The organism is Chitinophaga sp., assembly GCF_036566945.1.
Classification (GTDB): Bacteria; Bacteroidota; Bacteroidia; order Chitinophagales; family Chitinophagaceae; genus Chitinophaga.
In genome coordinates, this window is sequence record NZ_DATCVJ010000852.1 from 1 (window position 1) to 12,714 (window position 12,714).

Annotated in this window: 14 protein-coding genes; 6 read left to right on the plus strand and 8 right to left on the minus strand. The window is 45.1% G+C overall.

Annotation, left to right across the window (positions count from 1 at the left end; genetic code table 11):
* The 5 genes from rfbC to VIP81_RS25710 form a co-directional block, all read right to left on the minus strand.
* Positions 1 to 511 (minus strand): dTDP-4-dehydrorhamnose 3,5-epimerase (rfbC, locus tag VIP81_RS25690; RefSeq protein ID WP_331967988.1); only part of this gene is annotated, 511 nt, incomplete at its 3' end.
* A 64-nt stretch (positions 512 to 575) separates the two neighbouring features.
* Positions 576 to 1,631 (minus strand): dTDP-glucose 4,6-dehydratase, encoded by a 1,056-nt coding sequence (gene rfbB, locus VIP81_RS25695; protein ID WP_331967990.1) that lies wholly within the window; start codon positions 1,629 to 1,631, stop codon positions 576 to 578.
* 12 nt (positions 1,632 to 1,643) lie between these two features.
* Entirely contained in the window at positions 1,644 to 2,588 is a 945-nt protein-coding gene (locus VIP81_RS25700; RefSeq protein WP_142685886.1) for a UDP-glucuronic acid decarboxylase family protein, read from the minus strand.
* Between the two features lie 17 nt (positions 2,589 to 2,605).
* The gene (locus VIP81_RS25705) at positions 2,606 to 3,919 is read right to left on the minus strand and encodes a UDP-glucose/GDP-mannose dehydrogenase family protein (RefSeq protein ID WP_331967994.1); all 1,314 of its coding nucleotides are present in this window, start codon (positions 3,917 to 3,919) and stop codon (positions 2,606 to 2,608) included.
* Positions 3,916 to 5,055: a DegT/DnrJ/EryC1/StrS family aminotransferase gene (locus tag VIP81_RS25710; RefSeq protein ID WP_331967996.1), complete on the minus strand. Its 1,140-nt coding sequence runs from the start codon at positions 5,053 to 5,055 to the stop codon at positions 3,916 to 3,918. The genes VIP81_RS25705 and VIP81_RS25710 overlap by 4 nt, the downstream gene beginning before the upstream one ends.
* 109 nt (positions 5,056 to 5,164) lie before the next feature.
* On the opposite strand from VIP81_RS25710, the gene VIP81_RS25715 reads away from it, so the two are divergent.
* Positions 5,165 to 6,421, plus strand: coding sequence for a 3-deoxy-D-manno-octulosonic acid transferase (locus VIP81_RS25715; protein ID WP_331967998.1), 1,257 nt, complete (start codon positions 5,165 to 5,167; stop codon positions 6,419 to 6,421).
* Here the strand turns inward: VIP81_RS25715 and VIP81_RS25720 are convergent.
* Complete coding sequence (locus tag VIP81_RS25720; RefSeq protein ID WP_331968000.1) at positions 6,391 to 7,566, minus strand: hypothetical protein; 1,176 nt, start codon at positions 7,564 to 7,566, stop codon at positions 6,391 to 6,393. The genes VIP81_RS25715 and VIP81_RS25720 overlap by 31 nt on opposite strands.
* Before the next feature lie 90 nt (positions 7,567 to 7,656).
* On the opposite strand from VIP81_RS25720, the gene VIP81_RS25725 reads away from it, so the two are divergent.
* Positions 7,657 to 8,229 carry a thymidine kinase gene (locus VIP81_RS25725; RefSeq protein WP_331968002.1) on the plus strand — a complete coding sequence of 191 codons (573 nt, stop codon included), beginning with the start codon at positions 7,657 to 7,659 and terminating at the stop codon, positions 8,227 to 8,229.
* A gap of 190 nt (positions 8,230 to 8,419) precedes the next feature.
* On the opposite strand, the gene VIP81_RS25730 is transcribed toward VIP81_RS25725, so the two are convergent.
* Positions 8,420 to 8,908: a GtrA family protein gene (locus VIP81_RS25730; RefSeq protein ID WP_331968004.1), complete on the minus strand. Its 489-nt coding sequence runs from the start codon at positions 8,906 to 8,908 to the stop codon at positions 8,420 to 8,422.
* Between the two features lie 74 nt (positions 8,909 to 8,982).
* Positions 8,983 to 10,473 carry an acetyl-CoA carboxylase biotin carboxylase subunit gene (gene accC / locus VIP81_RS25735; protein ID WP_331968006.1) on the minus strand — a complete coding sequence of 497 codons (1,491 nt, stop codon included), beginning with the start codon at positions 10,471 to 10,473 and terminating at the stop codon, positions 8,983 to 8,985.
* A 166-nt stretch (positions 10,474 to 10,639) separates the two neighbouring features.
* On the opposite strand from accC, the gene VIP81_RS25740 reads away from it, so the two are divergent.
* The 4 genes from VIP81_RS25740 to VIP81_RS25755 form a co-directional block, all read left to right on the plus strand.
* On the plus strand, positions 10,640 to 11,308 hold the full coding sequence (locus VIP81_RS25740; protein WP_331968008.1) for a heme exporter protein CcmB: 669 nt from the start codon (positions 10,640 to 10,642) through the stop codon (positions 11,306 to 11,308).
* Between the two features lie 145 nt (positions 11,309 to 11,453).
* Entirely contained in the window at positions 11,454 to 12,116 is a 663-nt protein-coding gene (ccsA, locus tag VIP81_RS25745) for a cytochrome c biogenesis protein CcsA (protein ID WP_331968010.1), read from the plus strand.
* Positions 12,113 to 12,352, plus strand: a complete 240-nt coding sequence (locus VIP81_RS25750; RefSeq protein WP_331968012.1) for a CcmD family protein — start codon at positions 12,113 to 12,115, stop codon at positions 12,350 to 12,352. The genes ccsA and VIP81_RS25750 overlap by 4 nt, the downstream gene beginning before the upstream one ends.
* Positions 12,353 to 12,390: 38 nt before the next feature.
* The coding region (locus VIP81_RS25755; protein ID WP_331968014.1) for a Glu/Leu/Phe/Val dehydrogenase dimerization domain-containing protein at positions 12,391 to 12,714 on the plus strand (324 nt) is incomplete at its 3' end.

Below are 12,714 nucleotides of genomic sequence, written 5' to 3' on the forward strand. Positions count from 1 at the left end.
TAAGGTCTTTATCAGAAACAATAGCATCTTTCAAATCAATACCCCAATCAATGTCAAGAGCGGGATCATTATAAATGATACCACCTTCACTGCCTTTTTGGTAGAAGTTATCGCATTTGTACATTACTTCTGCCGTTTCACTGATCACCGCATAACCATGTGCAAATCCTTTCGGTACCAGCAGTTGGCGTTTGTTGGCTGCACTTAATTCGATCGCAAAAGATTGGCCATAGGTAGGAGAGCCCTTACGGATATCTACTACTGCATCGATAATACTGCCTTCCAGCACTCGTATCAGCTTGGTTTGTGCATATGGTTCCAGCTGATAATGGAGCCCCCTTAATACGCCGTAGGTAGAGCGTGCCTGGTTGTCCTGAACAAATTGGTAGGTAATGCCTTCCGCACTGAAAGTATTGGCGTTATAGCTTTCGAAAAAATAGCCACGATGATCGCCATGCACTTTTGGCTCGTAAATTAAAAGGTCTGGTATGCCGGTTTGTTGAAAGCCCATATATAATGACTACTAGCATCCAGCCAGCCATGGGCGGTTATCGTCCATAGCTGGCTGCAGAATACTATCTTTTTTGGTATTGTTCGTTATAATATTTCTGGTAATCTCCGCTGGTCACATTGTTTAACCAGGTTTCATTTTCCAGATACCAGTTCACTGTCTTTTCCAGTCCTTCTTCAAATTGGAGAGAAGGCTCCCAGCCTAACTCTTTATTGAGTTTGGTGGCATCTATGGCATACCGGAGATCATGCCCAGCACGATCCTTTACGTAGGTGATCAACTGAGCAGAAGTGCCTTCTGGCCGTCCCAGCTTTTGATCCATAATCTTACACAATAACTGAATAAGGTCTATGTTTTTCCACTCATTAAATCCGCCAACATTGTAGGTTTCGCCAATTCTTCCGTGATGGAAGATGGTGTCTATCGCCCTTGCATGGTCATTTACAAATAACCAGTCACGCACATTTTCTCCTTTACCATACACCGGTACCGGCTTATTGTTTTTGATATTGTGTATGGCGAGCGGTATGAGCTTTTCCGGGAAATGGTGAGACCCATAATTGTTGGAGCAGTTTGAAATGACTGCTGGTAAATGATAGGTATGATGGTAGGCCATTACGAAATGATCCGAACTGGCTTTGGAAGCGGAATAGGGCGAGCGGGGATCATATGCTGTTGTTTCCAGGAAAAAGCCTTCTTCCCCCAGGGAACCATATACTTCATCAGTAGATACATGGTAGAAAAGTTTTCCGTCCATGTTGTCTTTCCAATGTTTCCGTGCACTATTCAGTAATACTGCTGTTCCTAATACATTTGTTTTGATAAACGCCAGCGGGTCCATAATAGACCGGTCTACATGACTTTCTGCTGCGAGGTGAATAACCCCATCAAATTGATATTTCTCAAAAAGTGAGTCAATAAAAGATTCGTCCGTGATATCTCCTTTTTCGAAAATGTAATTCGGTTTATCTTTTACGTCTGTCAGATTCTCCAGGTTGCCGGCATAAGTGAGTGCATCCAGATTTATAATCTGATAGTCAGGATATTTATTTACAAATAGCCGTACCACATGTGAGCCAATAAATCCCGCTCCGCCAGTAATCAATAGTGTACGCTTCATCCCAGGTGAATTTTATTTTAATAAGGCTTCTTTAAAGTACTCGTAAGTGATCTTCAAACCTTCCTGTCTGCCTACCTTAGGTTCCCATCCCAACAGGGTACGGGCTTTGGTGATATCTGGCTGACGTTGTTTGGGATCATCTTTTGGTAATGGATGATAAACGATTTTCTGTTTAGATCCGGTTAATGCAATGATTTCTTCTGCAAACTGATTCAGGGTAATTTCCTGTGGATTACCAATATTTACAGGGAGGTGATAATCGCTCAATAATAAGCGGTAAATACCTTCTACCAGATCATCCACATAACAGAAAGAACGTGTTTGGCTACCATCACCAAATACAGTAAGATCCTGACCATTCAGTGCCTGGCTCATAAATGCCGGCAAGGCACGGCCGTCATTGAGTCGCATGCGCGGACCATAAGTATTGAAGATTCGTATGATACGGGTTTCTACACCGTGGAAGTTATGATATGCCATGGTAATAGATTCCAGGAATCTTTTGGCTTCATCATATACCCCTCTCGGGCCTACCGGGTTTACATTACCCCAGTATTCTTCCGGTTGTGGATGTACATTAGGATCTCCATATACTTCCGACGTAGAAGCTACCAGGATACGCGCTTTTTTTTCTTTCGCTAATCCCAGCAGGTTATGTGTGCCCAGTGAACCTACTTTCAGTGTTTGAATAGGCATCTTCAGGTAGTCGATCGGACTGGCCGGCGACGCAAAGTTCAAGATGTAATCCAGTTTACCAGGAACATGTACAAACTTGGTCACATCATGATGGTAATATTCAAATTCCGGCAAAGGAAAAAGATGCTCAATGTTCTTGATATTACCTGTGAGGAGATTATCCATGCCAATTACATGGAAACCTTCTTTTATAAAACGGTCGCAGAGGTGGGAGCCGAGAAACCCGGCCGCACCAGCAATGAGAATTCTTTTCTTTTCCATATGTCAGGTAAAAGTGGTTAAATGGTTGCAGGTGTACGTCCTACGCTTTCGTAATGATATCCTAATTCCTTCATACGAGTTACCTCAAAGAGATTTCTGCCATCGAAAATAGCTTTGTTCTTCAGACTGGCGGAAATTTTATTAAAATCAGGTGTTCTGAATACGCTCCATTCAGTAGCAATAATCAAGGCATCTGCATTTTCCAGGCAGGTATACTGATGGTCTGCGTAAGTTACTTTGTCGCCCACCACCTGTTTAACATTACTCATGGCCTCCGGATCGAAAACGCTCACAGTGGCGCCTGCCGCGAGCAATGCATCAATCATGTATAAGGATGGTGCTTCTCGGATATCGTCCGTATTAGGTTTGAATGCCAGGCCCCACAAGGCAAAATGTTTGCCTTTAAGATCGTTGTTAAAGAAGGCACTTATTTTAGGCAGCAAAAAGAGTTTCTGTTTCTCGTTTACATCCATTACTGCATTCAGTATTTTAAATTCATACTGTGCATCTTCAGATGATTTTACCAATGCCTGCACATCTTTAGGGAAACAGCTGCCACCATAACCAATACCAGGGAAAAGAAAGCGTTTGCCAATGCGATCATCACTACCTATGCCTCTGCGAACCATGTCCACATCAGCACCGAGTTTTTCGCATAGCACCGCTATCTCGTTCATAAAGGAAATCTTGGTGGCAAGGAAGGAGTTGGCTGCATACTTGGTCAGTTCTGCAGATTTTTCATCCATGAACAAGATCGGATTTCCTTGTCTTACGAAGGGAGCATACAATTCTCCCATTACTTTACGTGCTCTTTCAGATGTGGTACCAATCACTACTCTGTCGGGCTTCATGAAATCATCTACCGCTACTCCTTCACGTAAAAATTCAGGGTTGGATACTACGTCAAATGGGACTTTACAGTTTTGGGAAATTGCTGCGATTACCTTTTCGGCTGTACCTACAGGGACTGTACTCTTGTCTACAATTACTTTGTAGTCAGTCATAATCTTGCCTAAGTGAGTAGCTACATTGAGCACAAAAGAAAGATCTGCTGAGCCATCTGCTCCCGGGGGAGTAGGTAATGCCAGGAAAATTACTTCTGCATCTTTAATACCTTCTTCGAGACTCGTGGTAAAAAATAAACGTTCTTCCTTGAGGTTACGTTCAAATAGTTTTTCCAGCCCAGGCTCGTAAATGGTAATCTGACCCTTAGATAGCTTATTTACTTTGTTGGCATCAATGTCTACGCAAGTGACATCGTTTCCTGTTTCGGCAAAACAGGTGCCGGTTACAAGACCTACGTAACCGGTTCCTACTACTGTAATCTTCATGCGGGGGTGTTGTTTAAAAATGATTTAACGGACTGAATAATGTGTTCCAGCTGATCGGCGTCCATTTCAGTGTGTATCGGCAAGGAAATCACCTTGGTGGTGAGATTATCGGTTACTGGGAGGTCAAAGGAAGCGCCGCCGAAATGCTCGAACATTTTTTGACGGTGGCCCGGAACAGGATAGTAGATCATTGCAGGCACTCCTTTGGTTGAAAGGTATTGCTGCAGTTCATTCCTATCTGCACCGTTTAATTGAAGCGTATATTGGTGAAATACGTGATAGCTATATGGGGCACGGTAAGGTGTGGTGATTTGTGGTACATCTGCAAAAGCAGCATCATATGCATCTGCTACCGCACGACGTGCCTGGATGTACTCATCCAGTAATGGCAATTTAATATTTAATACAGCCGCCTGTACAGAGTCCAGACGAGAGTTGCAACCTACCACATCGTGGTAGTAGCGGGCCGACTGGCCGTGATTGGCTACCATGCGGAGTTTGGCCGCTATTTCATCATCATTGGTGAATATAGCCCCACCGTCGCCGTAGCAACCCAGGTTTTTGGAAGGGAAGAAAGAAGTGCAACCAATATGACCAATGGCGCCGGCTTTCTTTTTAGTACCGTCTGCAAAAGTATAATCTGCACCGATCGCCTGGGCATTGTCTTCAATCACAAACAAGTTGTGTTTGGCTGCCAGTGCCATCAAAGGTTCCATATCCGTTACATGACCGTACAGGTGTACCGGCACAATTGCCTTGGTTTTAGGCGTAATCGCTTTTTCTATGGCAGCTACATCCAGGCAATAAGTTTGTGGGTCCACATCTACAAAAACCGGTTTCAGATGTAACAGCGCAATCACTTCTGCTGTGGCAATAAAAGTGAAGGAAGGAGTGATTACTTCGTCGCCAGGTTGCAGTCCAAGCGCCATCATGGCAATTTGGAGGGCATCAGTTCCATTGGCGCAAGGAATCACATGTTTAACACCCAGGTACGTTTGTAATTCTCCGGCAAATTGCTGCACCGCACCGCCATTGATAAAAGCGGAGCTTTCCAGAACTTCTTCGATGGCTGCATCTACCTGGGATTTAATCTTCGTATACTGGCGTTTCAAGTCCACCATCTGAATAGGAACCATATGATCGTATATTTTTATTTTGTTTAAAGTGTGCAAATTTACAAATTTTGGGATTGGCTGGGGATTATCTTTGCATTCAGCTAAAAATTAAGTAAAAGTACGCAGCCGAATGATAGCAAAAGGAATTTATAACGCAGGGCTTCAATTATACAAGGCAGGGGTGCACCTGGCCGCTATGGCAGGTAAAACGAAAGCCCGGCACTGGCTCGAAGGCCGCCAGCACTGGGCCTCACGCATGCGTGAGGTGGGTATAGGCTCCCAGCCGGTGGTATGGATTCATGCCGCCTCCCTGGGTGAATTTGAGCAGGGAAGGCCTGTCCTGGAAGCCATTCGTGCCGCCTGGCCCTCGTATAAAATTTTATTAACTTTTTTTTCACCTTCCGGTTACGAAGTCCGGAAAGACTATAAAGGAGCCGATTTTGTATACTATCTCCCCCTCGATACCCCAGGCAATGCCCGGCAATTTCTGGATATTGTACAGCCCGCATTAGCCATCTTCATAAAATATGAATTCTGGTATCACTATCTCACGGCACTGCATACACGTAATATTCCCACCCTGCTGGTATCTGGTATTTTTCGTAAAGACCAGGTATTCTTTAAAGGCCATGGAGGCATGTTCCGTCAGCTCCTGCAACAGTTGACGCATATTTTTGTACAGAATGATATTTCCCTGCAACTGCTGCAAGGCATCGGATTAAAAAACAGCAGCATTAGCGGGGATACCCGTTTTGACCGGGTATTTGCCCTGTTATCGGAACATACCACCTTGCCGGTCATCGAATCTTTTGCCGCTGGTAGCAGGCTGCTGGTGGCAGGTAGCACCTGGCCGGAGGATGAAAAGGTACTCAGCGGGTGGTGGAAAGAAAAAACTGCCACCGATGTAAAGCTGGTCATTGCCCCTCATGAAATTCATGATAGCCACATTCAGGCGATCATCGCTTTGTTTCCCGAAGCGGTTAAATATTCTGAATGGCAAACCGGCGCCACAGCCAATGTATTGATCATCGATAACATTGGTATGCTCACGGCTTTATACCGTTATGCCACCATTGCCTATGTGGGTGGTGGTTTGGCCAAAGGGGGGATCCATAATATCCTGGAACCGGCGGTGTACAGCAAGCCGGTGATTATAGGCCCTGAATTCCAAAAGTACTTTGAAGCGATAGAACTGGTGGCAGCAGGCGGCGCACTGGTGATACATAATGAGGATGAGCTGCACCTGGCGCTGGAAATGCTGTTCCGCGACAATGAGGCATACGCCAAAGCAGCCGCCATTGCGGGTAATTATGTAGCCACCCATACGGGGGCTACACAAAAAGTATTACATTATATTCAGGAAAACCGCTTTTTAAGCAAAGAATAGAAATGTTGTACCAGGTGATGATCATCTTCCCATCCCTGTATGATTTTTATTTCGCGTTGTATCCAGTAGTCTGCTTCCTGCAGGTTACCACATTCATTAATGGTTTTAATGGAACGCTCATAAAGGTCCCTGTCGCCCCGGAATAGCTCCTGGATGAACTGGTACTTATCATTGATGCCAATAGCGGCACGGAGGTCATTAATGGGCATTTCTCCCAGTTTCTGGGCTACTTCCACCTGCTGTTGACGCAAACGGTCGTTTAAAGATAATCCTGTATTGCCTGCGAGTTCGTTCAGGTCTTTTCTGAGTTCGCCGGTATGCGTAGCCACATAGCCGTTGCCATTGCCGTTCGCGGTTGGTGGCACATCATCGAACAATGTGGCTGGCCGTGGCTTTTCCGGCGCGGGCTGATTCACCGCCAGCGTAGGAATAGGCTGCGCTGTCACAACGGGTTCTGGTTTCGGTGGCACCAGGTCGGCTGCGGGCGGTACTTCTGCTGCAAACGGACGAATCGGTTCCGGCGTGGTGGAGGGCGTAGGCTGCGCTGGAACGCTCGCTGCCGGCGCTATAGGAGGTGCCGGCTGTGGTGCAGGTTCGGGCGCTTTGGGCGCCGGAGTACTGGTAAAAGATTCCTGCGCTTTCGCTGCCCGGGTATTGATATCTTCCGAAGGAGTAATATGATTAAACGTTGAACTGGTATTCAGTCGGGCTGCACGGGTGTTGATATCTTCCGCTTCGGGAGCGGGTGTTTCCGTTACCCTGCCTTCTGGCCGGGTAATTTCCGGAACAATTTGCACAGGCTTGATATCCGCTGGTGCCGGTGCTGTCGGCTGGTGCACAATTTCCGAAATATTTTGCACAGGCTTAACTTCCACAGGAACCGGTGCTTCCGGCTGTTTATTTGACGCTAATATCGTAGTTTGCGCCGCGGTTGTTGCCGGCATATTTTCCGTTGCCGTTGATTGCGAAGGCATAATGACCGCGATGTTACCCTGCGTAGATTGCATCCGCTGCTGGTGTTGCCTGTTACGTGCATGCAGCACTTCTGCCTGTAGCAATTGCGCGTAATACGACAATGCGGACAGGTCTGCGCCGGAATTTTTTAATTCCTGTAGTTTTTCAATTAATGCATTAATTTTTTCCATGCCTTAATTGTTAACGGGTTAATGATAGAAAATATTTTATTTTCATAAAATTAGAATAATTTAATTAATTAGTAATCAAATTAGTATAATATGTTTATTGAACCTTCTCTTGCAGGAGGGCGGAGGGGCTGGATCGAAGTAATTTGCGGCTCTATGTTTTCGGGGAAAACCGAGGAACTGATCCGCCGGCTTAAACGGGTACGTATCGCCAATTTAAAAGTGGAAATCTTTAAACCTGCCGTAGATACCCGTTATGATGAAGGGAGTATCACTTCTCACGATGAAAATAAAATTATTTCCACCCCGATAGAAAATTCCCAGCAAATACTACTGCTGGCGCAGGATGTAGATGTGGTGGGCATTGACGAGGCACAATTTTTTGATGATGAGCTGCCGAATGTATGTGATGAGCTGGCGTTACGCGGTATCCGCGTAATCATTGCGGGGCTGGACATGGATTTTACCGGCAAGCCTTTCGGCCAAATGCCTTTCCTGCTGGCCAAAGCCGATTACATCACCAAGCTGCATGCTATTTGTGTGAAATGCGGGAATATTGCCAATTACTCCTACCGTAAATCCGCCTCGAAAGAAACATTGTTGCTGGGAGAAAAGGATTTGTACGAACCAAGATGCCGGCATTGTTATTATGAGAATGTTCCCTGAGCGGAGTTTGTCTTACTCAGGATTATACTGATTTTCAGGATTTTTACTCCTTTGATTTTTTGATAAAAAGATTAGCGAAGATGAATGCGGATATCCGCATTTATCTTCGCTAATCTTTTTATTCTAATCCTGAAAAAAAATCCTGAAAATCCTGAAAATCAGTATAATCCTGAGTAAGATAAAATCCGCATCAGAGTTGCTGCTGTTTCACTTTAAACGTAAATTTCTTTTGTGTCAGATAGCTGAATACCACTACCAGCGCGGTGGTACATATTTTTCCAATGGTAGGGTAAAAGTGAAACTGCTCTACAAATATCTTCATTAGCACATAGTTCAGCACAATGCAGATGCCCACCAGTACGAAGTAACGGAACAATTGTACCCTTCCACGTAAGTTGGAGTCTGAGAATACCACATATTTACTCAGCAGGAAGCCCGTAGGGAAAGTCACTGCCATCGACATGAACAGGGCGGCAATATGGGGCCCCATGTCAAAAAGGCCAAAATGCACGACCTGCTGATGCAGCACAAAATTGTAACACACAAAATACAGGAGGATGTCCAATACGGTATTACCACCGCCACAAGCAAGGTAGCGGAAGGTTTGCCAGGGCATCACCTTCGAAAAGGGCTGGTAAAAGAACTTAAGAATCTGTAAAATGGTGTTGCGTAACATCATAAAAATTGGCGCAAAGTTATACGTTTTCCCGTTTTTAGGAAATACTTTAACGAAAGTTAACAACTGTTATAGCTTTATCTTAACATATTCCTTTTTTTCCATGCTGAAACCGTGGAAATATTACTGCCAGCCGCTTCCTGTAAATTTATATTGTTTTGCTGCCATACGTACGCAGCCAGTATGGCCACCAGTTTATTTACATCGGCAGATTCCGTTTGTAACGACTGTGGCGTGAAGTACTTACTGATAAAGTTCGTATCAAAATTTCCGTCGATAAAGGCTGGTTGCTGCAGGGCCCAGTGTCCAAAAGGCAGGGTAGTTTTGATACCTTTTACCTGGTATTCTTCGATGGCCCGCATCAGGCGGAGCCTGGCTTCCTCCCGGTCACTACCCCAGGCAATGAGCTTGGCAATCATCGGATCATAATAAATAGGGATATCCATGCCCTGTTCATAACCATCGTCTACCCGCACACCATAGCCCTGTGGACGGATATAGGTTTCCAGTTTGCCGGTATCTGGTAAGAAGTTGTTGGAAGGATCTTCTGCACAAATACGTAATTCTATAGCATGGCCATTGATTTTGAGACTTTCCTGGGTAAGGGAAAGGTGTTCCCCTCTGGCTATTTTGATTTGTTCTTTTACGAGGTCCAGCCCGGTGATCAGTTCTGTAACAGGATGTTCTACCTGCAGACGGGTATTCATTTCCAGGAAATAGAAATTCAGCTGTTCATCTACCAGGAATTCTACTGTACCAGCGCCATAATAGTCACAGGCTTTGGCTACATCTACCGCACATTGTCCCATGGCCGCCCGGATGGCCGGGGTAAGACAGGAAGACGGGGCTTCCTCGATCAGCTTCTGGTGCCGGCGCTGTATAGAGCACTCTCTCTCGAATAAATATACACAGTTGCCATGGCGGTCGCCCAGCACCTGTATTTCTATATGTCGTGGGGAGCCCACATATTTTTCTATAAATACGGCGTCATCACCAAAGGCATTCAGGGCTTCACTTTTCGCCATCCTGATTTGCTCTTCCAGTTCTTCAGGATTGTTGACCACCCGCATTCCCTTACCACCGCCACCTGCAGAGGCTTTGATGAGAATAGGGAATCCTGTTTTCTGCACTACCTCCCGGGCTTCTTCCACACTACGTAGAGGCGTTTCCGTTCCTGGTACCATAGGTACGCCAAACTTTTGTGCCGCCTGTTTGGCGGCCAGTTTGCTGCCCATCACCTCAATCGACGCGGCAGAAGGGCCGATGAAAGTAATCCCTGCATCGGTTACCTGCTGGGCAAACCTGGCATTTTCACTCAAAAAGCCATATCCCGGATGAATACCATCGGCGCCTTTTTCTTTGGCCACGGCGATGATTTTTTCACCTAATAAGTAAGATTGATTGGAAGGAGCAGGACCTATACAAACAGCTTCATCTGCATATTGTACAAATGGCATGGTACGATCTGCTTCGGAGTATACCGCCACCGTTTTTATTCCCATTTCCCGCGCGGAACGCATAATACGTAACGCTATTTCCCCCCTATTGGCAACCAGAATTTTATTCATCGCTATCTTTTAAGGAGGGGCTAATATACTTCTTTAAGAGCATAAAGCTCAAAGCATAAAGCAAAAAGCTATTGAAGCGGAAGATCGACGTTGTATCCGCTAAAGTCATTCGCTTCAATAGCTTTTTGCTTTCATCTTTCCGCTTTTTGCTATCTTTGCGGCCACCATGACCCGGAACAATCCAATACATCAAACACTTACCCTTGTAAAAAAGGATCTTACGCTGGAATTGCGCCAGCAATATGCTTTTTATGGGGTATTGCTCTATATCGTATCCACCGTTTTCGTGATCAACCTGATGATGGGACGACCGGAAGATAAGGTCTGGAATGCGCTTTTCTGGGTGATACAGTTGTTTGTGGCGGTAAATGCGGTAGCTAAAAGCTTTATGCAGGAAAGCCGGGGACGCCTGCTGTATTTCTATTCCCTGGTGAACCCGCGGGTGTTTATTGCGGCCAAACTGATCTACAACGTTATATTAATGACCCTGATGAGCCTTATTGCCCTGGTTTGCAGCATCGCTTTCCTGGGCAATCCTATTATTAACCCGCTCTATTTCATTGGTATGGTGTTACTGGGCGGCGTGAGTTTATCGCTATTATTCACCATGCTGGCGGCTATCGCGGCGCAGGCCAATCACAATGCTGCCCTGATGGCGGTCATGGGCTTCCCGCTCATTATGCCGGTGCTGATGCTGCTGGCTAACATCTCCTTGTCGGCGTTTGTAACGGTATTTCAGCCAGAGCTGCCAAAAATGTTCCTGCTGCTGGGTGGCATGGATATCCTCGTAATTGCACTGACAATGATACTTTTCCCGTTTCTGTGGAAAGACTGATATTAGAAATATCAAACAAAAAGCGCACTTCTGTAAAGGATATTTAACAGGGATTTACTGCTGTTGGATAAACTTAAAATCCCCGAAAATCTTTGTGATTAGGTTTAAAACGTGTAGGTTTGCCCCCGAATATAGCTGTTAAAAAATGGCCAGACATTGGTGGAAAGCATTAGCGATACTGCTTCTTATATATGTAATTATCGCTGGGTTCACTGTTAAAATACCAATAATAGGAACCAATGGACAATCATCCCGTGGATTGTTCTTTCACGTACCGATGTGGATATGCATGTATACCATGTTCACCGTATCGATTATCTACTCCCTGCTTTATTTGTCGAAATATGATTTAAAGAATGATGTGATTGCCTCCAGCGCTGCCGGAGTGGGCACTTTCTTTGGCGTATTGGGATTTGCAACAGGAACACTTTGGGCCACTTACACCTGGGGCGGTACGCTTACAGATGATCCCAAACAGATGTGTACGGCCATCGCCATATTGATTTATATGGCTTACCTGGTATTGCGCATGTCTGTGCATGACCTGGACAAACGGGCACGCATATCCGCAGTTTTCAATGTTTTTGCTTTTGCGTTATTAATACCGCTGACTTATATCATTCCCCGCATGGTAGATTCGCTGCATCCGGGAAGTGCTACCACACCGGGTTTTGCGTCAAAAGATACTGACGGAACCATGAAAATGGTGTTGTATCCTGCCTTTATAGGATGGACATTATTGAGCGTGTGGATATTTTCACTGGTGGTACGTTACAAGAAATTACAGCTTAAAAATATTTTTAAATGATCAACAAAGCGTTTTCATTTTGCCTGACCCTGGCCTTGCTATTCATTTCAGTGCTGGCAAATGCACAACAGCAGAATACAGAGAAAGGACCAGTCAACGAATTTTTCCGCAGCAATGATAAGATATATGTGATTGTAGGTGTGTTGGTGATCATCTTTTTAGGAATTGTGTTATTTCTTATTAGCCTGGACAGAAAAATCGGTAAACTGGAGGAAAGAGAAAAGAATAATCCGTAGTAGCATACAATCTAATCGTTATACCAAAACAATAATTTATGTCGCAAGATCAGCATTATAGCTTTTTCCAGAGTGTGGAAAAAAGCTTCGACAAAGCAGCTGCGTTCACCAAATGGGACAAAGGTATCCTGGAGCAGATCAAAGCCTGCAACGCCGTTTACCAGATTAAATTCCCGGTGAGGATAGGCGATTCTGTACAGGTAATTGAAGCTTACCGCGTACAACATTCCCATCATAAACTCCCTTGTAAGGGTGGTATCCGCTTCAGTGAAGAAGTAAACCAGGACGAAGTAATGGCGTTGGCATCTCTGATGACCTACAAATGCGCTATTGTGAATGTTCCATTCGGTGGTGCCAAAGGT

Coding starts and splice junctions, on each gene's coding strand:
- accC (WP_331968006.1), bottom strand. CDS start 10,473: ATGAATAAAATTCTGGTTGCCAATAGGGGGGAAATAGCGTTACGTATT.
- VIP81_RS25720 (WP_331968000.1), bottom strand. CDS start 7,566: ATGGAAAAAATTAATGCATTAATTGAAAAACTACAGGAATTAAAAAAT.
- ccsA (WP_331968010.1), top strand. CDS start 11,454: ATGGCCAGACATTGGTGGAAAGCATTAGCGATACTGCTTCTTATATAT.
- VIP81_RS25725 (WP_331968002.1), top strand. CDS start 7,657: ATGTTTATTGAACCTTCTCTTGCAGGAGGGCGGAGGGGCTGGATCGAA.
- VIP81_RS25700 (WP_142685886.1), bottom strand. CDS start 2,588: ATGGAAAAGAAAAGAATTCTCATTGCTGGTGCGGCCGGGTTTCTCGGC.
- VIP81_RS25740 (WP_331968008.1), top strand. CDS start 10,640: ATGACCCGGAACAATCCAATACATCAAACACTTACCCTTGTAAAAAAG.
- VIP81_RS25750 (WP_331968012.1), top strand. CDS start 12,113: ATGATCAACAAAGCGTTTTCATTTTGCCTGACCCTGGCCTTGCTATTC.
- VIP81_RS25710 (WP_331967996.1), bottom strand. CDS start 5,055: ATGGTTCCTATTCAGATGGTGGACTTGAAACGCCAGTATACGAAGATT.
- VIP81_RS25715 (WP_331967998.1), top strand. CDS start 5,165: ATGATAGCAAAAGGAATTTATAACGCAGGGCTTCAATTATACAAGGCA.
- rfbB (WP_331967990.1), bottom strand. CDS start 1,631: ATGAAGCGTACACTATTGATTACTGGCGGAGCGGGATTTATTGGCTCA.
- VIP81_RS25730 (WP_331968004.1), bottom strand. CDS start 8,908: ATGATGTTACGCAACACCATTTTACAGATTCTTAAGTTCTTTTACCAG.
- VIP81_RS25705 (WP_331967994.1), bottom strand. CDS start 3,919: ATGAAGATTACAGTAGTAGGAACCGGTTACGTAGGTCTTGTAACCGGC.